This window comes from Streptococcus chenjunshii (assembly GCF_003086355.1).
GTDB lineage: Bacteria > Bacillota > Bacilli > Lactobacillales > Streptococcaceae > Streptococcus > Streptococcus chenjunshii.
The window spans coordinates 355,244-380,333 of the sequence record NZ_CP031733.1; the positions used below are offsets into that span (position 1 = coordinate 355,244).

The window sequence follows — 25,090 nt, forward strand, 5'->3', positions numbered from 1 at the left end:
AATCGCTGATTCTCTATCTGCTTGCTTATTTTCAGCTGTTTTGCTGAACAGACAGAGGCAGGCGAAACATTCCTCTAAAACTGCTTTTACTTGAATTCTTTAGACAGCCTTTATCTGCAGCGCAGTAAGACTGGAATTTAGTCCGTCTTGTGACTCCTTTCTAGAGTTCTGTTAAGGAAAAGACACCTGTTTCTTTTTCGTATTCAAGGTGCTTTTCTGAGAGCAGTTCAATAAATTCAATATTATAATTCGTTTTTTCTTCAACAAGTTTGCGCGCCTTAATCCGCCCTTCAAGCTCTTGTTCTGCATCAATACTGATATACATCGTTTGAGTTTGCTCGCGGCGAGGGCTGCGTTCAGTTGTTTCTTGGTAAAAAACTTTATAAATCATCTATCTTTTTTCCTTTCTGCAAGGTCTAATCCAAACAATAACAAAGCAGTCAAAATAGAAAAAGTTATATTGACTGTCTAACTATTCAATTGTTAAAGTGTAATAGATTTGGGCTTGATTCATTGCAATTAGTAAAATTATATCACATTATTGATTTTTAGTAAAAGTATTAAAACAAAAAGATGCCTGCTCAAACCATTTTCAGCTTAATGAGACAGCCCCAAAACAGTTGGACGGTGTCAGCAGGCATACCTGAACAGCTTTTTGAGAATTTTTCAAACAAATAATCAACATTTTGACAAAACTAGTGTAAAATAGAGAAGCAGTATGATTAGATAGGGGCAGTTACCATGAAAATTTTAGCCTTTGATACATCGAGCCGGACTCAGGCGGTTGCCCTGCTGGACAAGCAGGAACTGTTGGCCGATGTGACGGTCAATGTTAAAAAGAATCACAGTATCAGTCTGATGCCGTCTGTTGATTTTTTATTGAGAACAGCTGATTTAGAACCTCAGCATCTGGATCGAATTGCTGTCGCTCAAGGTCCGGGTTCTTATACAGGTCTGCGTGTTGCAGCGGCAACAGCCAAGACTTTGGCTTATACGCTCAAGATAGGCTTAGTGGGAGTGTCAAGCCTTTATGCTCTTGCTGCCGGTCTTGATTTTCAAGGTCTGGTAATACCGCTTATGGATGCGCGCCGCAATCATGTTTATGTCGGCTATTATAAAAAGGGCCGTCCTGTTCGGCCGGATTGCTATGCGGCCTTAACTGACGTCTTTGAGGCAGCAGCACAAGAGGAAAACGTGCTCTTTGTAGGAGAGGCGGAACGTTTCCAAGAACAGATTGCAGAAGCTTTGCCGCAGGCTCGGATTCTGCCAACCCGTCCATCAGCTTATGAGATCGGGAAATTGGGCAGCACGCTGGATCCTGTTGATACAGGAACTTTTGTTCCGACTTATCTAAAGCGTGTGGAAGCTGAGGAAAAATGGCTGAAAGATCATCAAAAGGAAGCTCAGTTACAAGAAAGCTACATCAAACGAATTTAAATGAAAAAGATTGAGGAGAAGGCAGAAGCTGTTTTTGCCATTTTATCAGATGTATACGGGAGTTCCCCCTGGTCTGAACAGCAGATTGCCGAAGACATGCAGAAAGACTATGTTGACTATTTTTTTGTCCAAAACGAGGAGGACATTATCGGTTTTTTGTCAGTTCAGCATTTGGTGGGGGAGCTTGAAATTACGAATATTGCCGTTTTGCGCCGCTATCAGGGTCAGGGAATAGGATCGCAGCTTCTTTCTTATCTTGATAAGCTCGGTTTTCCGATTTTTCTTGAAGTAAGGGAGTCGAATCGCTTGGCTCGGTCACTTTACCAAAAATTTGGCTTTGAAATTATCGGCAGGCGCAACAATTATTATCATGAACCGCAGGAGAATGCTATTGTAATGAAAAGAGAGGGAAGCAATGAAGGATAGGTATATTTTGGCGGTAGAGACGTCCTGTGATGAAACCAGTGTCGCCGTTTTAAAAAATGAAAGAGAATTACTGTCCAATGTTATCGCCAGTCAGACTGAAAGCCACAGGCGCTTTGGCGGAGTTGTTCCGGAAGTCGCCAGCCGCCATCATGTTGAAGTCATCACGGACTGTTTTGAAGATGCGATGGCAGAAGCTGGTATTCAGGCAGCTGATTTGACTGCTGTTGCTGTAACTTACGGTCCGGGCCTCGTTGGCGCCCTTTTGGTTGGAATGGCTGCAGCCAAAGCCTTTGCCTGGGCCAACAAACTGCCGCTGATTCCGGTTAACCATATGGCGGGACACCTGATGGCTGCAGGCGTTCAAGGAGTGTTAAACTATCCTTTGCTGGCTCTTTTGGTATCGGGCGGGCATACAGAACTGGTCTATGTTACGGAGCCGGGAGAGTACTATATTGTCGGTGAAACACGAGATGACGCTGTCGGCGAAGCTTATGACAAAGTAGGCCGAGTTATGGGTCTTTCTTATCCGGCAGGCAAGGAAATTGACCGACTGGCGCATCAGGGGCAGGATATCTATGATTTTCCGCGCGCGATGATTACAGATGATAATCTGGAATTTTCTTTTTCAGGTCTCAAGTCTGCTTTCATCAACCTTTACCATAACGCTGCACAAAAAGGAGAAAGCTTAAACAAGGCAGATCTGTGTGCTTCTTTTCAGGCGGCTGTACTGGATGTTCTTTTGACAAAAACCAAAAAAGCTCTGCAGGCTTACCCAGTAAAAACCCTTGTTGTTGCAGGCGGTGTTGCGGCCAATCAAGGACTGCGGGACCGGCTGGCTGCTGAAATACAGGATGTTGACCTTCTCATTCCTCCTTTGCGTCTATGCGGGGATAATGCCGGAATGATTGCTCTGGCAGCAGCGGCCGAATATGACAAAGGGCACTTGGCAGGGCTGGAACTTAACGCCAGTCCAAGTCTGTCTTTTGCTCCTTATAAACCGTAGAATGCCTCTTTGCAGCCAAAGACAGCTGCACAAGTATGTATCCTTTCTATGCAAACCTGAGCAAGCAGTTTTCAGTAAAAGTACCGCGAGGGCTTCGATGGATCGCTGTTTCCTTTACCTAAGAATGTACAGAGAATCCATTTTTACTTTAATTTAATCGTAAAAAACACTCTTGCAAAACATGCAGGAGTGTTTTACAATGAACATATTAATGACTTTGGAGAAAAAATGCGGCAAAATGATTTTTATGACGGGGTGAGAGCTTCTTTTCCAACGGCTCTGGGCTATGTCAGTATTGGACTTGCCTGCGGTGTAGTTGGAGCAAGTTCAGGTCTTTCACCTCTTGAAATGGGGCTGATGAGCATTATTGTTTACGGCGGCAGTGCTCAGTTTGTAATGTGTGCGATGCTGCTGGCTCAGGCCTCTGTATTGTCTATTGTACTGACTGTTTTTTTGGTAAATCTCAGACATTTTTTGATGAGTCTCCATGCAACACTTATTTTTAAGGACAGTTCCCTTCTGCAAAATATCGCTATTGGCAGTCTGATAACAGATGAGAGCTATGGAGTGCTGCTGGGTGCATACAGTCATCATAAACACATTACAGTACCGTGGATGTATGGGAACAATCTGACCGGTTATCTGACATGGGTTTTAGCAGTGTTTTTTAGCAGTATACTTGGACGCTATATTCCAAATCCCGATGTTTTTGGCCTGGATTTTGCTTTGATTGCAATGTTTGTTGCTATTTTTGCTGCTCAGCTGGAAGCGATACTGATGAGTGAGAAGCTTAAGAAAATACTCTGTATTTTACTGACTGTAACTGTGGCTTACCTGACTTTTAGTTTATTTATTTCTGAATCGCTGTCGGTTTTGCTGGCGACCTTAAGCGGCTGCATGGTGGGGGTGTTCTTAGATGAGAGCTGACACTTATGTTTTAATCGTTATCCTTTTAAGCGGCTTGGTGACCTGGCTGCCTCGGATTGCTCCCTTTATTTTGACAAAATATAAGGAACTTCCTCAATTTTTGATTCGCTTTTTAAATTACCTGCCTGTTTCTATCATTTTTGCTCTTACCTTATCTAGTGTTTTGACTGAAAGGACAGGCTCTTTCCCCGCTGTCAAATGGCTGGAAGCTGCGGCGGTTCTGCCGACATTTTGGGCTGCTGTACGTTATAAAAATATTTTATTATCAGTTTTAGTCGGTGTCCTCTGTATGGCTTGTCTGCGGTTAATATTTTAGCTTGGACAGCAGGCGGGCGAGCTCTTTTTGTTCGCTAGATGACAAATCTGCAAGGAGATAATCAGATTGCTGCTGCTCATAATCATGGAGCTGCGGGTAGATAGCCGCAGCTTTTTGTGTGGGAAAGATTCGCTTGATTTTTTGGTTGTGTGCATCGTCTCGAAGTTCAAAATAACCCCGTTCGGCTAATTTTTGAATGGTACGAAAAGCAGTTGTCCGGTCAATTTGAATGGCTTCTGCTAATTCTGCCATGAACATACCAGGTTTTTCGCAAATGCGGATAATATAGATAAAAAGGTTATTATTAAGTCCCAATTGTTTAAAATGCTGGTTAGAGTCAGTTTGGATAGCTCGGGTAACGGCACCGATAGTGCGGATAACAGTAAACATAAATCCTCCTTGAAATAACTAAGAATAGTTTAACAAAAAAATGTTGTATTTACAACAAAATATGCTATAATAAAAGCATAAATTATTGTAAATGCAACAAAAAGGAGAGTTATGTTACACTTTAAAAATGACTACAATGAAGGAATACATCCGGACCTTTTGGAAGCTTTGGCAAAAACAAATACTGAGAACCTTCCTGGTTATGGAAGAGACCGTTACTGTGAAAGAGCTGCAGACAAAATAAAAAAGGCAGCTGACTGTCCTCAGGCTCAGATAGAGTTTTTAACAGGCGGAACTCAGACCAATCAAATAGCTATAGCCAGTCTGCTGCAGCCTTATCAAGGAGTCCTTGCAGCAGAGACTGGCCATATTGCTACCCATGAAGGAGGTGCTGTTGAATATACTGGGCACAAAGTACTCACACTTCCCAGTCATCAAGGAAAAATACGTATTCAGGATGTTCGCAGCTATCTGGAGACTTTTTTTGCGGATGAGAATCATGAACATATGGTTTTTCCAGGAATGATTTATATTTCCCATCCTACTGAGTACGGCACACTTTACAGTAAGGCAGAATTAGAAGCCCTCTCAGCAATTTGTCAAAATTATCAGCTTTCACTTTTTCTGGATGGTGCCCGTCTCGGATACGCTTTAGCGGCTAAGGATACCGACCTTGATTTAGCAGCTATAGCTCAATTAACCGATGTCTTTTATATAGGCGGAACAAAAATGGGGGCTCTGGCAGGTGAGGCGCTCGTCTTTACGAAAAATAACAGGCCTGCTCATTTTACAACAATTGTCAAGCAGCATGGCGCTTTATTGGCTAAAGGCAGACTGCTTGGACTGCAGTTCGACCGCTTTTTTACGGATGATTTATATATAGAAATCGGCTGTCAGGCACTCGCCCTGTCTGAGCAATTAAAAGCTATCCTTAAAGAAAAAGGCTATCGTTTTTATTTAGAATCACCTACAAATCAGCAGTTTATTATTATTCATAATGATAAACTGACAGAGCTGAGTAAGGAATTAACTTATTCCTTTTGGGAAAAATACGATGCTGATCACATGGTGATCCGCTTAGCAACCAGCTGGTCCACTACTCAGGAAGATATAGACCGGCTAAAAGCCATCTTATAGCAGACTCGGGACAGCGGACAGACTGGAGCAACAGCGGATAACTGCCGTAATCTTATGTTCTTTATAAACTGACCGTTGTTAAAGATCTAGCTGTATTTTCATTCATTCGCTAAGCTTTGGTCAGTATCTGTGCAAACGGGGGTTTGACTGCCGGCTACCCAGCCAGTGCAAAGGGCTGCTGTAATGTTAAATCCTCCGGTATGGGCATTAATATCCAGAACTTCGCCGGCAAAATAAAGGCCGGCCGTTTTTTTGCTTTCCAGTGTTTTAGGATTGATTTCTTTTAAGGAAACACCGCCTTTAGTGACAAAAGATTTAGCCAGAGACATCTTAGCGGTCGTTTTTATCGGGAACTGTTTAATGGTATGTATGAGCTCTTGTATGTGTTTAGGACTGAGCTGCTTGATTTTTTGGGGGAAGGGCTGTGCTAAAAAATCAGCCAACCGTTCTGGCAGCAATATTTTTAAGGTGTTTTTCACAGTCTTGTGGCGGTGGTCCTCAAAAAAGCCTGAAAGCTCTGCCGGTTCCATTTGCGGTAAGAAATCCAGTAAAAGGGTTTCTCCGCCTTTGATAAAGCTGGACATGCGCAAAGCAGCAGGGCCGGATAAGCCAAAATGCGTAAAGAGAAGATCGTGAGTAATACTGTGTCTCTGATAGGACAGTTTGATGTCGGTCAGTGAGATGCCCTGCAGATGTTTGTGAGGAAAGTCAGTCAGCAGCGGACTTTCAGCTGCTTCAAGGTCAGTTATTTTCAAGTTGAAATGCCTGGCAATTTCATAGCCAAAACCAGTTGAGCCAGTAGAGGGATATGATTTTCCGCCTGTAGTCACAATAAGTTTTTGGCAAACCATTTTCTTCCCAGTATTTGTTTTGATATGAAAAAGACCAGCAGCTTTCTTGACAGAAACAACTTCACAATTGGTTTGGACATGGCCACCCAGCTCACTTATTTTATCAGCCAGACAAGTAATAATAGTCTGTGATTTATCGGTAACAGGGAACATGCGTCCATGATCCTCTTCCTTTAATTTCACATGATTATCTTCAAAGAAACGAATAATGTCCTGATTGTCAAATTGGGAAAAAACGCTGTATAGGAAGCGCCCGTTTCCGGGAATGCTGTCCAGTATGTCATCGAGACTGCCGCTGTTGGTGACATTACAGCGGCCGCCTCCGGTTCCGGCTAATTTTTTGCCCAGTCTTTTATTTTTTTCAAGCAGCAGCGTTTTTTGACCGAAAAAAGCTGAGGAGACAGCAGCCATCATACCAGCCGGCCCGCCTCCGATAATAATAGTATCATAATGTATCATGCTTTTATTCTAGCACAAAGCGTTTATCTTTAACAGAGAGCGTTTTTGACAGAATTATCAAAAAATTTAGAATAATGGTTTATTTGATACTGACTTTAATTAAGGAAAGTGGTAAAATGATAACAAGAACTAAGGAATATACCCTTTTTAGGAGGAAAGGTTTAAATGACTGACAAAGAGACGATGAAAGACTTAAGACACCGCAGCAATGTCTATGACAGTATGGTGAAATCTCCTAACCGTGCGATGCTGCGGGCTACCGGAATGACAGACGAAAACTTTGAACAGCCGATTGTCGGCGTTATTTCAACTTGGGCAGAAAACACTCCCTGCAATATCCATCTTCATGATTTCGGCAAGGTTGTTAAAGAGGGTGTCAAAGATGCCGGCGCCTGGCCTGTCCAGTACGGAACGATTACCGTTGCGGACGGCATTGCTATGGGAACGCAGGGGATGCGTTTTTCGCTGACATCACGTGATATTATTGCAGATTCTATAGAAGCGGCGATGGGAGGACATAATGTAGATGCTTTCGTTGCTATCGGCGGCTGTGATAAAAATATGCCGGGCTCTGTGATTGCTATGGCCAACATGGATATTCCTGCCATTTTTGCCTACGGCGGGACGATTGCGCCAGGGAACCTTGATGGCAAGGATATCGACTTGGTTTCGGTTTTTGAAGGGATCGGGAAATGGAACCATGGTGACATGACTGCTGAAGAGGTGCGTGCTATTGAATGCAATGCCTGCCCTGGTCCCGGCGGCTGCGGCGGTATGTATACAGCCAATACCATGGCAACAGCTATTGAGGTTTTGGGTCTGAGTTTGCCGGGCTCTTCGTCACATCCGGCAGAATCACCTGAGAAAAAAGCTGATATTGAAGAAGCCGGCCGTGCCGTTGTCAATATGCTGAAGATGGGGCTTAAACCGTCTGATATTTTAACTCGCGAAGCTTTCGAAGATGCCATCACAGTGACTATGATTCTAGGCGGATCGACTAATGCCACTCTCCATTTGCTGGCTATCGCTCATGCTGCCAATGTTGATTTGTCTCTTGAAGATTTTAATGATTTTCAGGAGCGTGTTCCTCACTTGGCTGACTTAAAACCTTCCGGCAAGTATGTGTTCCAAGATCTTTATGAAGTCGGCGGGGTTCCGGCTGTGATGAAATACCTTTTGGCCAATGGTTTCCTGCATGGTGACCGCATAACCTGTACCGGTAAGACTGTTGCCGAAAATCTGGCTGAATTTGCAGATTTAACACCGGGACAAAAGGTGATTATGCCGCTGGAAAATCCAAAACGCGCAGATGGGCCGCTTATCATTCTTAAAGGGAATCTGGCTCCGGACGGCGCAGTTGCTAAGGTTTCAGGTGTTAAGGTGAGAAATCATACCGGTCCGGCTAAGGTCTTTGATTCAGAAGAAGCGGCTATTGATGCTGTCTTAAAGGATGAAATCGTTGACGGTGATGTTGTTGTCGTTCGCTATGTGGGTCCTAAGGGCGGTCCCGGTATGCCTGAAATGCTGTCCCTGTCTTCCATGATTGTTGGGAAGGGGCAAGGGGATAAGGTCGCCTTAATTACAGACGGTCGCTTTTCAGGCGGAACTTATGGACTGGTTGTCGGTCATATTGCTCCGGAAGCGCAGGACGGCGGTCCGATTGCCTATTTACGTACAGGCGACATGGTTACTGTCGATCAGGATACAAAGGAAATCAGTATGGCAGTCTCCGATGAAGAGCTCGAACGCCGCAAGTCAGAGACAGTGATTCCGCCATTATACTCGCGCGGTGTCCTCGGCAAATATGCCCATACGGTATCATCAGCAGCTAAGGGTGCTGTTACAGACTTTTGGAATAAAGGATAGAGTCTATATAATGAGACGATAAACGTAAAAGAAGCAGGGTCTACTTCCATGATAGGTGTTATCAAGCAGTTATGGAGGCCTGCTTCTTTTCTTTTTAGGAATTAATATTTTTGCTAAAAAATAATATGCGGCTGCTGGTGCCAGACTTACTAAAAATCTGCTGTAGGTCTAAATAAAGCGAAATAGCTGAAAAAACCATAGCGGGAAAAGACTGTTTGCGGCTGCAGCGAATGAGGAGCAGGACAGAAACCTAAATGACAGACTGACACAGCCTGCCCCTGTAATTTCATTAAATAAATGATTAGCCTGATAAAAAAGATTGACGAAACTGAACATGGCCTAAATGCTGTGAGAAAAAGAGACGCAATCGTAGGAAGTGCAAGCTGACGTACGAGTGTGGCTGCTCTGTGAGTATAGCCTTCCCTTGAGTCTTTAGTGACTCGGCGGCCAGTCTCCTGTTTTCCCTTTGCGTTTTTCACGGCCTTTGTATCTTGTTTGAAATGAGCACGGCCTAAGAGCTGTGCAAAAAAGAGACGCAATCGTAGGAAGTGCAAGCTGACGTACGAGTGTGGGTGCTCTGTGAGTACAGCCTGTCCTAGAGCCTTGCGGCTCTTCGCCCAGTCTCCTATTTTTGCTTTGCTTTTTAGACGGCCTTTGTATCTTATTTGAACTGAACACGGCCTAAAATCCTAATGAAAAAGATGGCTGTCATCGTGATGTAAGCAGATTGCTAAACAACCCTAGCTGTAGCCGTCTGAAGGCTTTGTCGTCTTGACAGCCGCCCGCACCCTTCTAGCCGTCTTGGAAGAGGTGCGTCTGCGAAATCACAGATTTCGGACTTACCGTCATTTTCATACGGATTTCTTAACGGCCTTTGTATCTTGTTGAACTGAACACGGCCTAAGAGCTGTGCAAAAAGGACAGTCTGTCCTAGAACCCTATGGTTCTTCGTCCAGCCTCCTATTTTTGCTTTGCTCTTTACACGGCCTTTGTATCTTGTTGAACTGAACACGGCCTAAAATCTTAGTGAAAAAGATGTCTGCCAGCGTGATGCGGCATATTGCCCCCCTAGCCGTAGACGTCTGAAAGCTTTGCAGTCTTAACAGCCTGCCGCAGCTTTCTAGCCGTCCTGGCAGAGGTGCGCCTACGAAATCAAAGATTTCTGGCTTACCGTCTTTTCCTACAGATTTTTAAACGGCCTTTGTATCTTATGTAAGGAGAGAGTGTGAGATTATTGCATACAGGCGACTGGCATATCGGCCGTCAGCTGAATAATAACGGTATCAATTTATTAGAAGATCAAAAATTTATTTTCCATGAAATGGTCAAATTAGCTCAGAAAGAGCAGGTTGACGGTGTGCTTATTGCTGGTGATTTATATGACAGAGGCCTGCCTTCTGTAGATGCGGTTCAGGTCTTCAACCAGATTATTAATGAGTTCCTTTTTGAAGCCGGTCTGCCTGTTTATGCAATTAGCGGCAACCATGACAGCAGCCGCAGATTGTCTTTTGGGCAGGAATTTTTCAGACGGCAGCAGTTCTTTTTAGCGACTGACTTAAAGGACGCTTTTGAACCGATCGAAACAGCTGATACACAGATATTTTTGCTTCCTTTTATTGATCCGATTGATGCCAGAATTTATTATAAAGATGAGGAGCCGGAAAGTCTCAAAGATATTCATCAGGCTGTCAGCCGGATTGTCAAAGATATGACAGCAAGATTCAATCCCCAAAAAGCCCATCTGCTGGTAACACATTTTGCTGTAGCCAAGAGCGGGGATGAGGCTGCCCTCCGTTCGCAGATGTTATCTGAAACACTTCGTACGGTGGGCGGTTTGACCAGTTTAAACAGCAGCATATTCGCTGATTTTGACTATGTGGCTTTGGGGCATATCCACACGCACCATGCCAGCCCGTCAGAAAATGTTGTCTACAGCGGCAGCCCGCTTATTTTTAACAAGGATGAGGCGAAAAGAAAGGACCGGAAAGGGGTTTATATTATTGATATCAGTCCCGATGCTGTCAGTAAAAAATTTGTTGAGTTACCGGTTTACCGTGATTTTCTTGTTTTAGAAGAACATTTTGACCGCTTAACAGCTAAAGAATTTTATGAGGCCTATCCCCGTCAAAAAGCCCGCTTTGCCTTTGATATCCTGACTAAAAGCAGACAAGAGCTCGAAGGTATCAATGTCCGAGCAAAATTAGAAGACATTTACGGCTCTGAAATTATTGATATCAGCATTCACAGCAGGGAGGAATCTAGCAGGATCACACAGTCTCAGAAAAGGCAGGAAAGACTGACGGCCAGCGAAGAGGAAATTATTGAATCGTTTTATAAAGAAATGACAGACGGAGAAGCAATGACAGCCTATCAAAAGGATGCCGTTACTGATATACTGAGCCAATTGAAAGAGAAGTAGAATGAAACCAGTAAAATTAGAAATGATAAATTTCGGTCCTTACCGCCATGAGACAATTGATTTCACCAAATTCGAGGAAGCGTCTTTATTCTTGATCAGCGGCCGGACAGGTTCTGGGAAGTCCAGCATTTTTGATGCCATGCTTTACGCACTCTACAATGTCAGCAGCAGTGATCGTGAAATTGGTGAACTGCGGTCAACTTTTGCTGATTTAAAAGACAGCAGAACACAGGTTATCTTTCATTTTGAACATCAGGATAAATTGTACCGTGTTCAAAGAACTTTGGAGCTTAAGCCCAAGAAAGGTATTGACAGGGGGAAAGGAATCGGCACGAAAGAAGCCAGTTTAGTCCTTTTGGACAGTATTGACGGTCGGGAGCTCTTTCATCTGGCCAGTCAAAATCTTAAGACCACAAAGAGTGTAGAAGAGCTGCTGCAGCTGACTGCAGAGCAGTTTAAACAAATTATTCTTCTGCCTCAGTATCAGTTCAGTCAATTTCTCAAATCAGATGTTGAAGCTAAAAGAGAGATTTTGCGTCAGATTTTCGGCACTCAGATTTTTAGAGATTTTGAAGAAGCGCTGGCTGACAGAAACAAGCTGCTAAAGCAGGAACAAAAAGCTCTGGATGATGATTTAGATAAGCAATTTCAAAATAAATCGGTCTGGAACCAAGCCGAAATGGAGTCTTTTGCCCAAGCCGGAGAAAAGGAGCGTTGGCAGCTGGCTAAAGCCTATCTCAAAAAATATCGGGATGAACAGCATACCCTGGCTTTTCACGTAAAAGAGGCAGAAAAGCAAAAAAACAAGGCCTTTGAAAACTGGTCCGAAGGACAGCAGCAAGCCCAATATTTTGATGATTTAAAAGCAAAAGAGGCAAAGTATGAAAGTGATATTTTGTCCAAGGAAGACAGTCATCGCAAAGATCAGCTCTTACTTGAGCGTTTAGAATTTGCTGATGGTCTTAAGGGGACTTATAAAAGTTTTACAGAAGCAGGGAGAAAAGCAGTTCAGCTGGAACAGGCTGTCTCTGACTTAAATAAGAAAGCAGCAAAGAAGGCAGCCGAACAGGCATCGTATCAGAAAAAACTGGATACCTTAAAACAAGAAAGAGAGACTCAGGAGAAAAACTATCAGAGTCTGCCTGAAGTCCGCCAGCGTTTAGACGCGGCTCAGCGTCTGCAAAACGATCAGGAACAAGTACAGCATTCGCAAAAACAGCTGCATGCTTTAAAAGAAAAAAGAGAGGTTTTAAGCCGGCAGGAAAACCAAAACAGACAGAAGCTTAAAGCAGCCGAACAAGAAAAAGAAAGGCTGAAGGAACGATTAAATGCCCTTTCTGAAGCTAAATTCAAAGCCGGACTGATTAAGCATAGCTTAGACCGCCATGTCGAAAAGCAGAACGAACTGTTGCAAGAGCAGCATGAGTTAGAGCAGAAACTCTCTCAAGCGCGTGAGTATCTGTCAGCTGCAGAAACCGAACTGTCTCAGCTGCAGGCAGCAAGCCGCAGTAAAAAGAAAGACCAGCTGAAGCTCATGATTGCTAAACTTCAGGCTGAACTAGCAGAAGGAGAAGCCTGTCCGGTATGCGGTTCCTTAGAGCACCCCACTCATCAAACACTAGAAGCTGATGAAAAGGGCTTAAAGAAATTGCTGGAGGAAACTGAGCATCTTGACAGCCTGATAAAAACAGCTGACCGGAAAGTTCAGGCTTTAAACAGCACTTTAAAGGATACCGGCAGCAGAAGAACAGCTGTTATTGAGGAACAGGGGCAAATAGCTGAGACAGTCGCAAACGCCTACCGCGAGTTGCAGAAAGCAGTATCCGTAAGTCTGGACTCTCTTGATTTTCAAGAAAGCTATTCAAAAGAAACCGGGCAAGCCATTTTGAGGGCTGTTGAGGCTGAGCAAAAGAACTGCGCAGAACAAAGGGATGCACAGGAAGCAGCAGCTGCTGAACTGGAAGCGGCGATTCAGGAAAATTTGGCAGAACAGCAGTCAGCAGCACAGGAGCAGTCTGTTGAGAATGACCGGTTACAGCAGGCAGAACAGGATATCGTTAAGCTTGAGGAAAGTTATGCGGATTTGAGACATGCAGCCTATTATCAGGAATTAGAAGAGACGATCAAAACAGCCTATGAGGCCTTTATGAGCTCGTTAGAGGCAACAGAAACGGCACTTCATCAGACAGCAACAGCTGTATCCGCTCTGGAGGGCAGCCTGGCAGCTGAGCAGAACAGCCTTGCGGTCAATAATCAAGAACTGGCAGAGCAGGAACGGATACTCAATGAAGCTTTAGCACAAGATCGTGCCTTAACCCATGATATCAGCCAGCTGGCAGATTGGCTTGCTGAACTTGATCATCACCGTATTTCAACAATAAGTGACAGAATCAGCAGGTTTGAGGAACAAAAACAAGCCTTATCTCAAGAAATTCAAGCACTAAAAGAAAGACTTGAAGGGAAAACTTATCCAGACTTAGACATTTTGAAAACACAAAAAGAGGAGGCGGACAAAAATCACCTGAATTTAGTTGAAAAACAAGGCGGTCTGGGCAAGCAGCTTCAGATGATGTCTGAAACCATTAAGACGATTGAGGACAGGCAAAATCAAGCAGAACAGAACAGACAGGCTGTACAAGATTTGGAATATTTGAACAAACTGGTTCAAGGTCAGGGGAAAAACCGTATACGGCTGGAAACTTACGTGATTCAGGCACATTTGGAACAAATCCTTGATTATGCCAACAATCATTATATCGGGCTGCTGAGCAGCCAGCAGTTTGAGTTTCTGATTTCAGAGAAAACAAGCGGCAATGCCCAGTCTGGACTGAACATCAATATTTATGATAAAACGAATAACAAAGAGCTGCCGGCCAGCTCGCTGTCTGGCGGTGAAACCTTTATCGCTTCTCTAGCTATTGCTCTGTCCATGTCAGAAGTTGTTCAAAACACAAGCAACGGCGCTCTGATAGAGACGCTCTTTATCGATGAAGGGTTTGGCTCGCTCGATGAGGAAACACTGGATAAGGCTGTTGCTGTACTGGAGACTATCGGAGAAAACCGTATGGTAGGTGTAATCAGCCATGTCAAGGAAATGAAAGAGACAATTGAACAGCAGCTGCTTATTGAAAAAAGAATTGATGGCAGTTCCTCTGTCACACACCGCGTATAGATCGAAATGTTTAGCAGTATCTAAAAAATCCTGCCGTTTAATGGGCAGGATTTTTGATGTTTCGCATTTTCAGTGTTAGGCTGGGTCTTTTGAGGCAGGCAGCAGCTTACCTGGGACTGATTCCCAGAGCGATACGGCCGTAGCGGCTGATACGGGTAATCTTCCAGACAGGCGACCAGGTAATTTCAACAGCGACACTGTTGATTTCGTCAATTTGGCACAGCTTTTCGACAATCTCTGCCGGCATAGTATCTTCACAGCCGCAGTTCGTGTCGGTAAAAGTCATTAAAAAGCGGCAGTGCCCCGCTTCATCTAAGTCGATAGCGTAAATAAGGCCGAGATTGTAGATATCAAGTTCAATTTCCGGGTCATAGACCGTTTCCAGTTTTTCAATTAGTTTGTCACCGATAGCAGCAGCACGGTCATTAACCTTAATATCATCACGCATAATAATCACCTTCACCTTAAATCTTTAGCTACAATTATGACATAAAATACTCTTTTTTTCAATGCCGGAAAAGCATGAAAACTAAGGAAATTGACAGAAAAGGCCTATTATGTTACTATTTTATAAGACTATTCAGGGAAAAAGAGGATATTATGGCAATTGAAAAGACAGTTAGCGAGCTAGCTGAAATCTTGGGTGTCAGCCGTCAGGCCGTTAATAACCGTGTCAAGAATCTTCCTGCGGAAGATGTTGAAAAGAATGAAAAAGGGGTTACGGTTGTTAATCGCAGCGGTTTAATTAAACTGGAAGAGATTTACAAAAAAACGATTTTTGAAGATGAGCCCATCGATGAGGAAACGAAACAGCGTGAACTGCTGGAGATTTTGGTAGATGAGAAGAATACAGAAATCACCCGCATGTATGAGCAGCTAAAGGCTAAAGACGCGCAGATTGCTGCCAAAGATGAGCAGCTTCGTATCAAAGATGTTCAGATTGCTGAAAAAGATAAGCAAATAGATCAGCAGCAGCAATTGACACTGGCTGCGATGGAAGACAGCAAACAGCTGCAGATAGAGCTAGATGAAGCGAAGGCAGAGGTTGAAGAAATTCAGACCAAACAAGAAGCAGCTAAAAAAGGTTTTTTTGCCCGGCTTTTTGGCGGGAATTGATCAAGGCCCAACATCAGGGCCTTTTTTGAAGAAGGAAAGCTGGGGCAATTGGGGGATGATGCTGCTTTTGATTTAGAGTTCAAACACAGGTAAGGGCGTCAGCCCTATCATACAGGTTCCAGCTGTAGAATTGACTGATTATCAAGAAACGGCCGGCTTTAGCAGTTATGTTTATACAGAAGTTCCCTCCGCAGAGTGTCAGTAATGATTTAACCGGAATCCGCTTTCTTTTAGGACTAAGTATAAAGAAAAAAACAGTTCTCAGACTGTTTTTTTTAGATAAAACTGTCAGGATTGCTAATGCTCCTGCAGCTGTAAAAAGAAAAGATTTCAGGCTGAAGATAAAGTCTATTTTGGCCGATTGACTTCAGTCTTTTAAGCTTACAGATTTGGGCTTCCTTAAAACTTTTCTCACTAAAATAGAATAAGTTTCCCTCTGAAAACCGCCTCCCAAAAAACCAGCCCCAGATAAAATCTTTGATGGCATTTTTTTGCAGCAATACCAAAACTCAGCCAAGGGCTTTATGCCATTTTTCGCGCCCAGATAATGACGGCTAGCGTTATAAATGTAAAACTGAATAAATCAAGAAAAAGAGAAAAGTTTGTTGATTTAAGGTCTGTTTTAGAAAAAATATAGGAAAACATTCGGCAGCTCCTTTTCCGATCAGCAACAGAAGGGTTTCGACTGCGGACTCAAGCAAAAAATCAAAATTACGTTTGAATAAATGATAGCATACGTTTTTCTCCTAGCAAGATATATTAAAAGGCAAAAGGAAAACGTCTACTAGATTAGAAAACGATGAAATTCACATTCTGCTTTCCCTTTAATGTCTGGAATTTTTTGATTATGCGGGGTATTCCTAATTAAAATAAAATAAGAGTGACAAGCCAATAATATCTGCGATGCTGTGAGCAAGAAAGAAAGGCAGAAGGTTAGGCTTTTTCATTTTTTTATAGAGAAGGAAAAAGACAGTTCCCAGCAAGAATCCCAGACCAATAGATGTTGTCATTCCTTGATAAGTGTGAAAACTAAAGCGAATGAATAGCGAAAAGAGGAACGACCATTTTACATAGTTAGGTTTGACTGCCAAACATATTCCTAAAAAGAAAATTTCTTCATAAAAACCATTCATAAGCGAGTAGAGTAGCAGCGACAGATCGACATGTCCAAAAATATCAAAAACACTGGGAACCGCTGGATTAAAAAAAGACCAAGTCAGAACAGTGAAAAAGTCCATTGTTAACGCTGCCAGAGCAAATATAGCTAAAGCTTGTAAGGGAACCCAAAAAGTTAACTTGATCTGTTTTGTCCAAAGAGAAAAATCAAAATTTCGCCACAACAGATACATAAAGGCAAAAAAAAGCCAAATCAGCTGAACAGCTAAAGCCTGATAATTTTGCAGAGACGAAAAAGTAACATTTTCCTGAATGGCTTTTAAATCATTGCCTGTTACCAGATATTGAAAGATGGATCTGTAAATAGCAAAACCGAACATAATTCCTGTCAGCGCTAATAAATCGAACCATTTTAAATGTTTCAGCTTTTCCTTTTGCATAAAACGACTCCTCACATAAGATATAAAGGCCGTTAAGAACGCAAAAGGAAAATAGGCGGTAAGTCCGAAATCTATGATTTCGCAGACGCACCCCTGCCAGGACGACTAGAAGGGTGCGGTCGGCTGTTAAGACGACAAAGCCTTCAGACGTCTACGGCTGGCTAAGCCCTGTGACAAAACCTCAAATGATAGGTCCCCTCACTCTCCCAGTTTCAGGTTCGGGCTGCCTGTGCATTGCTGCAGCGTTTAGGCCGTGTTTAGTTTAATTTTTTAAGCTTAAGACTTGACTTTATTGTCTGGCTTCTTTAGCTTACATTCATTCTAACAGTTCTTTCTATTGTCACAGTGTCGCCTGTCTGTTTTTTTTCTGTTTTTTTAAACAGCAATAATTGGTATTTCGTTTAAAGACCGGTCCTTAGGCTGACTAGTCTGTTTCTTATGCGCTCCGGCCCCCTTGCCGAAAGGGCGGACTTATGTTTATAATAAAAGAGAGAGCAGGGAGGTTTTTATGGTAAAAATATTAGTTGTGGAAGATGATCCTGTTATTAATCAGGTAGTCAGTGAATTTTTGAAGGAGCACCATTATCAGGTTGAGTCAGTCTTTGATGGAAAAGCAGCTTTAAACTGTTTTTATAAGGAGAGCTTTGATTTGATTATCCTTGACATCATGATTCCTCATGTTAGCGGTCTAGAAGTGTTGAAGGAGATACGGCAGAGCTCGGCAGTGCCGGTCATGATGCTGACAGCAATGGCAGACGAAGCCACTCAGCTGCTCAGTTTTAACCATTTAATCAGCGATTATGTGGTTAAGCCTTTTTCGCCTTTGATTTTAATGAAACGCATTGAAAATATCCTGCGGGGAAAATCGGATGCTGCCTCCATCATAATTGATGACATTACGATTTATCCTGAAGAAGGAGCAGTCTATCTTCTTAATGAAGCTGTCAGCCTGACTAAAAAAGAATATGAAATCCTTTTATTTTTAGCCATGAGGCGCGGGAAGATTGTCAGCCGTGATCTTTTGATGAACAGTATTTGGGGCTACAGTGAACTGGACAGCCGGGTTTTAGACAATCACGTCAAAAATCTGCGAAAAAAACTGCCTTCCCTGCCCCTAAAAACCGTTATCGGCCGCGGTTACCAGATTGAGAAGGTGTCATAATGGGAATTGTCCGTAAAAATTTTCTCATTGTCAGTTTAATGATTAGCCTGACCTTTCTTTTTCTGCTGGCGTTTCTTTACTTTGTCATGCCTATTTACTATAATGAAGCTAAAAAACAAGAACTTAGGCAGGATTTTGTCAGTACTGTCAGACAGGTAGATGGTCTCTCGAAAGATGATATCATTAAAAAAATGGCTGTCCAGGACCGTAAGCAGGTTAATATTTTATATGTTTTATTCGACAGTTCTGGGGAAGTCATCTACCCTAACTTATCGGATGAAACTGTCAGTGACCAGGATCAAGACTATATTGAAGAAACAAATTATGATGAGATAGGAGCCTGGACCAAAGCCATAACCTCGGAAGAAGGGGAAAAATATACTGTTCAGGCTGAGTATGGTTTCAATTCGCTGTCCGCCGTCAGTCAGCTCTTGGTGACTTTTTACCCTTTTGTTATTCTGCTTGTTATCTCTTTGGCCGGTTTGGTGGCTTATGTTTACAGCCGTCTGTCCAACCAAAGGATAAGAGCGATTTCACAGACAGCCAGACAAATGCAAAGTTTGGATAAAAACCTTTCCTGCCAAATAAAGGGTCATGATGAAATCGCAGCTTTAGCCGAGGATGTTAACCATCTTTACGCAAAATTACTGACCAGCATTGAAGAATTAAAGGCAGAAAATGAAAGAACAATTGAGCGTGAGCGGCAAAAATCGGAATTTCTGCGGATGAGTTCACATGAATTAAAGACACCTTTGGCCAGCCTCTTAGGCTTAGTTGAGGGCATGCTTTACAATGTCGGCGATTTTAAGAACCATGATAAATATTTACAAAAATGTCGCAGCATTTTGCAGGAACAGTCACAGCTGGTTCAGGCTGTATTAGAGGCGACCAATCTCGATTTGACGATGTCTTCCGCACATGAGGCATTTTCCTTGACAGAAGAACTCAGGCAGCATTTGGATACCTACCACGTTTTAGCCGAAATCAAGGCTTATCAGTTTATAACTGACTTAGATCCTGTTACAGTAACAGCCAATCCTGTTTATCTTTTAAAAGCCATAAAGAACCTTTTAGACAATGCTTTTCGTTATACCAAAGAAGGGGGAACCATTCAGCTTAGACTGACCAGGCAGCAGCTGGTGATAGAAAATGAGGCAGATTATCTGTTAAAAGAAAATGAACTGGAGCAGATTTTTCAGCCTTTTTACCGCCCCGATTTCAGCCGAAGCCGAAAAGACGGCGGTACCGGCATCGGTCTCTTTTTAGTTCAGCAAATTCTGGATAAGCATGGCATGGCTTATAAATTTGAGCGGACGGCAGACAAAACCATGCGCTTCACAATTGACTTGTCACAAAAGATGCTCTGATTCTATTATGCAGAATCAGAGCTTTTCGTTATTTATACTGCAGCATGCTGCTTTTACCCCCTAAAAAGGGAGCTTACCGGCAAACTGCCCCATTGTTTTCTGACTGGCCTCTTCAACCTGTTTAAGTGCATCGTTGATAGCCTGGCTGGTCATATCCGCAAGCGTTTCAATATCTTCAGGGTCAACAACTGCTTCTTTGTAGTCAATTGAAACCAGTTTTTTATCTCCAGTAAAGGTGACGACCACAAGTTCCTGAGCAGATTTGCCCACAAAAGTAGTCTTGGCTAATTCAGCCTGCTTAGCTTCCATCTGCTTTTGCAGTTTTTGCGCTTGCTTCATCATATTTTGCATGTTCATCATAATGTTTTTGTGATTCCTTTCATAACGGGCTTTGAGCCTTATTTTATTTGGTTGGCGGGGGCTAAAACTCTCGCGGCAGACAACCCTGCCTATCAAGGGACTTGCCTGCCTGTCACCGCTGATAACCCTGCTTACAGCCGCAGTACTGCGGAGCCCGTTTCTTATTATATCATTTTTGGTCTTCAGTTCAAAACTGGATGAAGATAACAGCAGTAAAAAGAGAATGAGACAAAAATCGATAATTCGGAGAAATACGATTTTGCCGTCCCATTCTCTTTTTAGCAGTTATGGCAGGAATTTTCCGGAAGCAAGATAGAGCTGGTACCATTCATGGTGGGTGAGCTCAACATCGCTGGCTGAGCAGATATCTATGAGGTGATGCGGATTCATGGTGCCGGTTATAGCCTGCATTTTAGCTGGGTGGCGAAGAATCCAGGCAATTGCGATAGCTGCTTTGGAAACCTGATATTTATCAGCCAACTCCTGCAGAGCCTTGTTGAGTTCCGGATATTTCGGACTGTCGATGAAGCTGCCTTCAAACATGCCGTACTGGAGAGGCGACCAAGCCTGAATAGTAATATCATGCAGCCGGCAGTAATCCAGTGTGCCGTTGTCACGATCGATGGACATATCAGTCGTCTTGTTATTGATATACAAAGTTTGGTCGATCAGCTGGGACTGTTCCAATGATAACTGAAGCTGATTGAAAATTAATGGCTGCTTGACATATTTTTTAAGCAATTCGATTTGCATGACTGGAACATTGCTGACACCAAAATAGCGCACTTTTCCAGATTTTTCAAGCTGATCGAATGCTTCGGCAACCTGCTCCGGTTCAAAAATTAAATCGGGACGGTGAAGAAGGACTGAGTCAAGATGGTCGGTCTTTAAACGGCGCAGACTGTCATCGACACGTGCCAGAATATTCTCCTTGCTCCAATCAAATTCATTGCGGTCAAATTCCAGACCTACCTTAGACTGAATAAAGATCTCTTCACGGCTGAGTCCGGTTTGACCAAACGCTTCCCCAAAGCGGGATTCGGCTTCGCCATGTCCGTAGACCGTAGCGTGATCGAAAAAAGTAACACCATATTCAGCTGCTGTTTCAATTATTTTGGCCGCTTCTGAAACGGATAAGGCAGGCATACGCATACAGCCAAGCACAATTGCCGCCGCTTTCTGCGGCCCCTGAGAAACCTTAATTGTTTTCATCTTCTACCTCCATATGTTTGATACCCTTATTATAACCCTTAGACTAGGTCTAAAGTCAACCCAAAAAGTATGGACAAAAATAAACTCACCATGCAGCAGCAAAAAAGTTAAATCATTGACTTAGAGTAAGTCTAATATGTTAAGATAAGCTAAGAGCCAAGTTGTTAGCTTGAGCTGATAAAGTAAAAAAGGTAAAGGGGGATCTGTTATGGATTTTATTAAAACACGGGCAGCTGTTGCCTGGGCACCAAATAAACCGCTTAAAATTGAAGAATTAGATCTTATGATGCCGCAAAAAGGCGAGGTTATGGTCCGTATCACGGCAACAGGTGTCTGCCACACTGATGCCTATACATTGTCAGGGAAAGACTCTGAAGGTGTTTTTCCCTGTGTGCTTGGCCATGAAGGCGCTGGGATTGTAGAAGCAGTTGGAGAAGGGGTCACAGAATTTCAAGTTGGGGATCATGTTATTCCGCTTTATACAGCCGAATGCGGAAAATGTAAATTCTGTCTGTCGGGCAAAACCAACTTATGTTCTGCAGTCCGTGAAACACAAGGACACGGAGTTATGCCTGATGGCACAGTCCGTTTCTTCAAAGACGGGCAGCCCATCTACCACTACATGGGAACATCAACCTTTGCTGAACATACAGTTGTCTCAGAATATTCACTGGTCAAAATTCAGGAAGATGCACCGCTTGAGGAAGTCTGTCTGCTTGGCTGCGGTGTGACAACCGGTATGGGTGCTGTTTTGAACACGGCCAAAGTTGAAGAAGGTGCAACAGTTGCTATCTTTGGTCTCGGAGGGATTGGTTTGGCTGCTATTATCGGATCCCGAATGGCAAAAGCCGGCCGCATCATCGCTATTGATCTTAATCCGGACAAATTTGAAAAAGCTAAAAAGCTTGGAGCGACAGATTTTGTCAATCCTAATGATTACAACAAACCTATCCAAGATGTTATTATTGAAATAACTGACGGCGGTGTGGATTACTCCTTTGAATGTATCGGCAATGTTGATGTGATGCGTGCAGCCTTGGAATGCTGCCATAAAGGCTGGGGTGAGAGCATTATTATCGGTGTTGCTCCGGCAGGTGCTGAAATTCATACACGTCCCTTCCAATTGGTGACAGGACGTGTATGGCGCGGTTCAGCTTTTGGAGGTGTCAAAGGGAAGACACAATTGCCAGGCATTGTTCGGCAGTATATGGACGGAGAATTCAGTCTTAGTGATTTTATTACTCATACAATGCCGTTAGAACAAATTAATAGAGCTTTTGATCTGATGCATGAAGGTCAATCTATTCGTACTGTTATCCATTACTGAGAAGAGGTTGATATGAAACGATTATCAAAAAACAGAATCTTTGGTGGCTGGCATGAACGCTACAGTCATCAGTCAACAAGCACTCAAACTGAGATGGTCTTTGCTATCTACTTGCCGCCACAGATTGGGGAAGGGCAAAAAGTACCAGTTCTTTACTTCCTATCAGGTTTGACCTGTACCGATGAGAATTTTTCAACCAAGGCAGGGGCACAGCAGTATGCCGCCAAATACGGTCTTGCTCTGGTGATACCGGATACATCGCCGCGCGGCAAGGAGGTTGCAGATGACGAAGCTTATGATTTGGGACAAGGAGCTGGTTTTTATCTCAATGCTTCGCAAGCACCTTGGGCGGAGCATTACCGTATGTATGATTATATTGTAGACGAATTGCCTAAGCTGATTGAAGCGCATTTCCCGGTGACAGAGGAGCGCTCCATTTTCGGACACAGTATGGGCGGGCACGGCGCTCTTCAGATTGCTTTAAAAAATCCCAACCGCTATGCTTCTGTCTCAGCTTTTGCACCTATTGTCAATCCGATAGATGTCCCGTGGGGTAAAAAAGCGTTTACAGCTTATCTTGGCGAAGATAAGACTGCTTGGGCTGCTTATGACAGTGTCCAATTGCTGGGACATGCCCAAAATGTCTGCCCTGTTTTAATTGATCAGGGATTGTCAGATAGTTTTTATCCTGAACAGCTGCAGCCTGAAATTTTTGAGGAGAAGGCCGAAAAGAAAGGTATCCCAATCTGCTTGAATCTGCGTGAAGGTTATGATCACAGCTATTATTTCATTGCTAGTTTTGTTGAGCAGCATATTGTTTTTCATGCTAAATATTTGGGACTTCTGTAAAGAGATAATCGGCCCTGACTTTGATTTAGCTAGGATCTAAATATCATATCAGGCAAAAAATGAATGTGGCTTAAAAGCTGCAGGAGTGCGCTAATGAAATCGGAGATTTCAGACTTACGGCCTATTTTTGCTTTGTTCTTTTCACGGCCTTTGTAACTTAATAAAAGAAAGGACTATTCTATGACGACAATCAAGCAGGTTTCTGAGGAGCTTGGTCTGTCACCGCATTCTATTCGCTTTTATGAAAAAGAAGGAATGGTTACAATCCCACGTAATGCCCATGGTATCAGAGATTTCGATGTGAGCAGCATTGATCGTTTGAAAGCTATTGCGCATTACCGCCGTGTGGGAATGTCTTTGCGGGATATTCAAGCTATTTTAGCGGAATTTCATAACCATGCCCTATCAACAAAACTTTTAGAAAAAACACAAATTAAATTGGAAAAGCAGATTGAGGAGCTTAAGGAAACGAACGCTTATCTAACCGAAAAGATAAAAATTCACAGGCGTTTAGCCGAATTAGAGGCGCGAGGATATGATGAAAATAGGCGAACGGCAGCTTATTATGAGATGAGGCTGCAGGACACAGAAGAGGCAGAAAATCTTGATAGGCAGGTGCGGAAGCAAGGAAAAATCCGCAAGAAAAATAGCTAACAAGATGAATTTTAATGACAGACAGCTCCCTGATAATTGAGAAGTATCAGCAAAAAAGGCTTCTTTCATTTTATAACAGTCTCTGCTGAATATATAGTGTCTATCCGATAATCAAGTTCAAAAAACAAACAGAAGAAAAAGCGGAACAAAATCAAAAATTTCAGAGAAATTCGATTTTGTTCCGCTTTTTTGTATCCTGTCTGTACGGCTTTATCAAAAGAATGACTGCGGTAAACTGTCATTCTAGATCAGGCTTCAGTTTATGGTGGCTTGAAACCGTTACGTTAATAGTGTGTATGAAAAGAGTGGGGGTTGATATGGAGTACTTGTGCTTTTTCGTCCTTTCGGGCACCGGTCAACTTTATCAATGACTTAAGAACTGCAGGCTGCGGCTTTATTGCCTCAGCTATTTCTTTAAATGAAAAACATCAGCCATTCTGTTATAGCTGGCTTCCTCGCCAATAAAATAAATCAGATCATCTTTCTGCAATTTTTGGTAGGGACTGGGAGCTAAGAGAAGCTCATTGTTTCTTTCAATAGCCACAAGGACTGCTCCTGTTTTATGCCATATCTGCGCCTCCTGAATCTGCATACCGATGAGTTCTGAATCGGCAGTCAGTCTCAATCCGTAAGGATCAAGAGGGTATTTTTTGGTAACCAGTTTGGTTTGCTCTAAATAAACAGAGACTAAGCCCTTAAGCTCTAAGAGGCTTTTTTCTTGTTCATCAATTTTTTTAAGAATTCGTTCCTTCTGGGTTTCGGCATCATTTGTACTGTCGAACTCTTCGACAAATTCTATTGCCTTTTCCTTGGATAAGACGACAGCTCCGCTGCCGTGTTTCAGTGAGACAATATGCAGATCGGCCAGAATATTCAAAGCACGTCTGGTTGTTTCCGGAGAAACGCTAAAAGTAGAAGCCAAAGTGGAGCGGGATTTGATTTTTTCTCCGACAGGGTATTCACCGATAGCAATTTTTTTAGCTACTTCAACGGCAATTTTTTGAAATTTTGCCGTTTTTACAATTTTTCGATTAGGCATAATTCCTCCTGTATTAAAAAATGGCTGAAACCGAGCAAGGGGTTA

At 43.0% G+C, this 25,090-nt stretch carries 23 protein-coding genes; 15 read left to right on the forward strand and 8 right to left on the reverse strand.

The window, feature by feature from the left end; translation table 11 throughout:
- Positions 1 to 160: 160 nt before the first annotated feature.
- Positions 161 to 391 carry a DNA-dependent RNA polymerase subunit epsilon gene (locus tag DDV21_RS01935; protein WP_116877500.1) on the reverse strand — a complete coding sequence of 77 codons (231 nt, stop codon included), beginning with the start codon at positions 389 to 391 and terminating at the stop codon, positions 161 to 163.
- 350 nt (positions 392 to 741) lie between these two features.
- Here DDV21_RS01935 and tsaB point away from each other — a divergent pair, with 350 nt between their 5' ends.
- From tsaB to DDV21_RS01960, 5 genes are all read left to right on the forward strand, one after another.
- Positions 742 to 1,437 (forward strand): tRNA (adenosine(37)-N6)-threonylcarbamoyltransferase complex dimerization subunit type 1 TsaB, encoded by a 696-nt coding sequence (gene tsaB, locus DDV21_RS01940; protein WP_116877499.1) that lies wholly within the window; start codon positions 742 to 744, stop codon positions 1,435 to 1,437.
- Positions 1,438 to 1,863: a ribosomal protein S18-alanine N-acetyltransferase gene (gene rimI, locus DDV21_RS01945; RefSeq protein ID WP_116877498.1), complete on the forward strand. Its 426-nt coding sequence runs from the start codon at positions 1,438 to 1,440 to the stop codon at positions 1,861 to 1,863.
- A complete protein-coding gene (gene tsaD, locus DDV21_RS01950) occupies positions 1,853 to 2,866 on the forward strand; it encodes a tRNA (adenosine(37)-N6)-threonylcarbamoyltransferase complex transferase subunit TsaD (RefSeq protein ID WP_116877497.1) in 1,014 nt (337 codons plus the stop codon). The genes rimI and tsaD overlap by 11 nt, the downstream gene beginning before the upstream one ends.
- A 228-nt stretch (positions 2,867 to 3,094) precedes the next feature.
- Positions 3,095 to 3,793: an AzlC family ABC transporter permease gene (locus DDV21_RS01955; protein WP_116877496.1), complete on the forward strand. Its 699-nt coding sequence runs from the start codon at positions 3,095 to 3,097 to the stop codon at positions 3,791 to 3,793.
- On the forward strand, positions 3,783 to 4,109 hold the full coding sequence (locus DDV21_RS01960) for an AzlD domain-containing protein (protein ID WP_116877495.1): 327 nt from the start codon (positions 3,783 to 3,785) through the stop codon (positions 4,107 to 4,109). The genes DDV21_RS01955 and DDV21_RS01960 overlap by 11 nt, the downstream gene beginning before the upstream one ends.
- On the opposite strand, the gene DDV21_RS01965 is transcribed toward DDV21_RS01960, so the two are convergent.
- Positions 4,098 to 4,499 (reverse strand): MarR family winged helix-turn-helix transcriptional regulator, encoded by a 402-nt coding sequence (locus DDV21_RS01965; protein ID WP_116877494.1) that lies wholly within the window; start codon positions 4,497 to 4,499, stop codon positions 4,098 to 4,100. The genes DDV21_RS01960 and DDV21_RS01965 overlap by 12 nt on opposite strands.
- 111 nt (positions 4,500 to 4,610) lie before the next feature.
- Between DDV21_RS01965 and DDV21_RS01970 the strand changes: the two genes are divergently transcribed.
- A complete protein-coding gene (locus DDV21_RS01970; protein ID WP_116877493.1) occupies positions 4,611 to 5,636 on the forward strand; it encodes a threonine aldolase family protein in 1,026 nt (341 codons plus the stop codon).
- 98 nt (positions 5,637 to 5,734) lie between these two features.
- Here the strand turns inward: DDV21_RS01970 and aao are convergent, their stop codons facing one another.
- Positions 5,735 to 6,946, reverse strand: coding sequence for an aminoacetone oxidase (aao, locus tag DDV21_RS01975; RefSeq protein ID WP_116877492.1), 1,212 nt, complete (start codon positions 6,944 to 6,946; stop codon positions 5,735 to 5,737).
- 165 nt (positions 6,947 to 7,111) lie between these two features.
- Here aao and ilvD point away from each other — a divergent pair, with 165 nt between their 5' ends.
- From ilvD to DDV21_RS01995, 3 genes are all read left to right on the forward strand, one after another.
- On the forward strand, positions 7,112 to 8,812 hold the full coding sequence (gene ilvD / locus DDV21_RS01980; RefSeq protein ID WP_116877491.1) for a dihydroxy-acid dehydratase: 1,701 nt from the start codon (positions 7,112 to 7,114) through the stop codon (positions 8,810 to 8,812).
- A gap of 1,225 nt (positions 8,813 to 10,037) precedes the next feature.
- Positions 10,038 to 11,231: a metallophosphoesterase family protein gene (locus tag DDV21_RS01990; protein ID WP_116877489.1), complete on the forward strand. Its 1,194-nt coding sequence runs from the start codon at positions 10,038 to 10,040 to the stop codon at positions 11,229 to 11,231.
- Between the two features lies 1 nt (position 11,232).
- Positions 11,233 to 14,403, forward strand: coding sequence for an AAA family ATPase (locus DDV21_RS01995; RefSeq protein ID WP_116877488.1), 3,171 nt, complete (start codon positions 11,233 to 11,235; stop codon positions 14,401 to 14,403).
- Positions 14,404 to 14,509: 106 nt separating this feature from the next.
- Here the strand turns inward: DDV21_RS01995 and DDV21_RS02000 are convergent, their stop codons facing one another.
- Entirely contained in the window at positions 14,510 to 14,851 is a 342-nt protein-coding gene (locus DDV21_RS02000; protein WP_116877487.1) for a metal-sulfur cluster assembly factor, read from the reverse strand.
- Positions 14,852 to 15,003: 152 nt separating this feature from the next.
- Here DDV21_RS02000 and DDV21_RS02005 point away from each other — a divergent pair, with 152 nt between their 5' ends.
- Positions 15,004 to 15,519, forward strand: a complete 516-nt coding sequence (locus DDV21_RS02005) for a DUF536 domain-containing protein (RefSeq protein WP_116877486.1) — start codon at positions 15,004 to 15,006, stop codon at positions 15,517 to 15,519.
- Positions 15,520 to 16,379: 860 nt separating this feature from the next.
- Here DDV21_RS02005 and DDV21_RS02015 read toward each other — a convergent pair.
- Positions 16,380 to 17,075 (reverse strand): CPBP family glutamic-type intramembrane protease, encoded by a 696-nt coding sequence (locus DDV21_RS02015; protein ID WP_116877484.1) that lies wholly within the window; start codon positions 17,073 to 17,075, stop codon positions 16,380 to 16,382.
- Positions 17,076 to 17,583: 508 nt separating this feature from the next.
- Between DDV21_RS02015 and DDV21_RS02020 the strand changes: the two genes are divergently transcribed.
- Positions 17,584 to 18,237, forward strand: a complete 654-nt coding sequence (locus tag DDV21_RS02020) for a response regulator transcription factor (RefSeq protein ID WP_116877483.1) — start codon at positions 17,584 to 17,586, stop codon at positions 18,235 to 18,237.
- Complete coding sequence (locus tag DDV21_RS02025) at positions 18,237 to 19,604, forward strand: sensor histidine kinase (RefSeq protein ID WP_116877482.1); 1,368 nt, start codon at positions 18,237 to 18,239, stop codon at positions 19,602 to 19,604. The genes DDV21_RS02020 and DDV21_RS02025 overlap by 1 nt, the downstream gene beginning before the upstream one ends.
- 60 nt (positions 19,605 to 19,664) lie before the next feature.
- On the opposite strand, the gene DDV21_RS02030 is transcribed toward DDV21_RS02025, so the two are convergent.
- Positions 19,665 to 19,964, reverse strand: a complete 300-nt coding sequence (locus DDV21_RS02030; protein WP_116877481.1) for a YbaB/EbfC family nucleoid-associated protein — start codon at positions 19,962 to 19,964, stop codon at positions 19,665 to 19,667.
- A gap of 285 nt (positions 19,965 to 20,249) precedes the next feature.
- The gene (locus DDV21_RS02035) at positions 20,250 to 21,176 is read right to left on the reverse strand and encodes an aldo/keto reductase (protein WP_116877479.1); all 927 of its coding nucleotides are present in this window, start codon (positions 21,174 to 21,176) and stop codon (positions 20,250 to 20,252) included.
- 208 nt (positions 21,177 to 21,384) lie between these two features.
- On the opposite strand from DDV21_RS02035, the gene DDV21_RS02040 reads away from it, so the two are divergent.
- The 3 genes from DDV21_RS02040 to DDV21_RS02050 all read left to right on the forward strand — a co-directional run bounded on the left by DDV21_RS02040 (position 21,385) and on the right by DDV21_RS02050 (position 24,006).
- Positions 21,385 to 22,503, forward strand: coding sequence for an S-(hydroxymethyl)glutathione dehydrogenase/class III alcohol dehydrogenase (locus DDV21_RS02040; RefSeq protein WP_116877478.1), 1,119 nt, complete (start codon positions 21,385 to 21,387; stop codon positions 22,501 to 22,503).
- 12 nt (positions 22,504 to 22,515) lie between these two features.
- Positions 22,516 to 23,352 carry an S-formylglutathione hydrolase gene (gene fghA / locus DDV21_RS02045; RefSeq protein ID WP_116877477.1) on the forward strand — a complete coding sequence of 279 codons (837 nt, stop codon included), beginning with the start codon at positions 22,516 to 22,518 and terminating at the stop codon, positions 23,350 to 23,352.
- A gap of 180 nt (positions 23,353 to 23,532) precedes the next feature.
- Positions 23,533 to 24,006, forward strand: coding sequence for a MerR family transcriptional regulator (locus tag DDV21_RS02050; RefSeq protein ID WP_116877476.1), 474 nt, complete (start codon positions 23,533 to 23,535; stop codon positions 24,004 to 24,006).
- 406 nt (positions 24,007 to 24,412) lie between these two features.
- Here DDV21_RS02050 and DDV21_RS02055 read toward each other — a convergent pair whose 3' ends face one another.
- Positions 24,413 to 25,045: a GntR family transcriptional regulator gene (locus DDV21_RS02055; protein WP_116877475.1), complete on the reverse strand. Its 633-nt coding sequence runs from the start codon at positions 25,043 to 25,045 to the stop codon at positions 24,413 to 24,415.
- Positions 25,046 to 25,090 lie beyond the last annotated feature (45 nt).

Excerpts from the sequence above, each read along its gene's own strand:
- DDV21_RS01935 (WP_116877500.1), bottom strand. The coding sequence starts at position 391 with ATGATTTATAAAGTTTTTTACCAAGAAACAACTGAACGCAGCCCTCGC.
- tsaB (WP_116877499.1), top strand. The coding sequence starts at position 742 with ATGAAAATTTTAGCCTTTGATACATCGAGCCGGACTCAGGCGGTTGCC.
- rimI (WP_116877498.1), top strand. The coding sequence starts at position 1,438 with ATGAAAAAGATTGAGGAGAAGGCAGAAGCTGTTTTTGCCATTTTATCA.
- tsaD (WP_116877497.1), top strand. The coding sequence starts at position 1,853 with ATGAAGGATAGGTATATTTTGGCGGTAGAGACGTCCTGTGATGAAACC.
- DDV21_RS01955 (WP_116877496.1), top strand. The coding sequence starts at position 3,095 with ATGCGGCAAAATGATTTTTATGACGGGGTGAGAGCTTCTTTTCCAACG.
- DDV21_RS01960 (WP_116877495.1), top strand. The coding sequence starts at position 3,783 with ATGAGAGCTGACACTTATGTTTTAATCGTTATCCTTTTAAGCGGCTTG.
- DDV21_RS01965 (WP_116877494.1), bottom strand. The coding sequence starts at position 4,499 with ATGTTTACTGTTATCCGCACTATCGGTGCCGTTACCCGAGCTATCCAA.
- DDV21_RS01970 (WP_116877493.1), top strand. The coding sequence starts at position 4,611 with ATGTTACACTTTAAAAATGACTACAATGAAGGAATACATCCGGACCTT.
- aao (WP_116877492.1), bottom strand. The coding sequence starts at position 6,946 with ATGATACATTATGATACTATTATTATCGGAGGCGGGCCGGCTGGTATG.
- ilvD (WP_116877491.1), top strand. The coding sequence starts at position 7,112 with ATGACTGACAAAGAGACGATGAAAGACTTAAGACACCGCAGCAATGTC.
- DDV21_RS01995 (WP_116877488.1), top strand. The coding sequence starts at position 11,233 with ATGAAACCAGTAAAATTAGAAATGATAAATTTCGGTCCTTACCGCCAT.
- DDV21_RS02000 (WP_116877487.1), bottom strand. The coding sequence starts at position 14,851 with ATGCGTGATGATATTAAGGTTAATGACCGTGCTGCTGCTATCGGTGAC.
- DDV21_RS02005 (WP_116877486.1), top strand. The coding sequence starts at position 15,004 with ATGGCAATTGAAAAGACAGTTAGCGAGCTAGCTGAAATCTTGGGTGTC.
- DDV21_RS02015 (WP_116877484.1), bottom strand. The coding sequence starts at position 17,075 with ATGCAAAAGGAAAAGCTGAAACATTTAAAATGGTTCGATTTATTAGCG.
- DDV21_RS02020 (WP_116877483.1), top strand. The coding sequence starts at position 17,584 with ATGGTAAAAATATTAGTTGTGGAAGATGATCCTGTTATTAATCAGGTA.
- DDV21_RS02025 (WP_116877482.1), top strand. The coding sequence starts at position 18,237 with ATGGGAATTGTCCGTAAAAATTTTCTCATTGTCAGTTTAATGATTAGC.
- DDV21_RS02030 (WP_116877481.1), bottom strand. The coding sequence starts at position 19,964 with ATGATGAACATGCAAAATATGATGAAGCAAGCGCAAAAACTGCAAAAG.
- DDV21_RS02035 (WP_116877479.1), bottom strand. The coding sequence starts at position 21,176 with ATGAAAACAATTAAGGTTTCTCAGGGGCCGCAGAAAGCGGCGGCAATT.
- DDV21_RS02040 (WP_116877478.1), top strand. The coding sequence starts at position 21,385 with ATGGATTTTATTAAAACACGGGCAGCTGTTGCCTGGGCACCAAATAAA.
- fghA (WP_116877477.1), top strand. The coding sequence starts at position 22,516 with ATGAAACGATTATCAAAAAACAGAATCTTTGGTGGCTGGCATGAACGC.
- DDV21_RS02050 (WP_116877476.1), top strand. The coding sequence starts at position 23,533 with ATGACGACAATCAAGCAGGTTTCTGAGGAGCTTGGTCTGTCACCGCAT.
- DDV21_RS02055 (WP_116877475.1), bottom strand. The coding sequence starts at position 25,045 with ATGCCTAATCGAAAAATTGTAAAAACGGCAAAATTTCAAAAAATTGCC.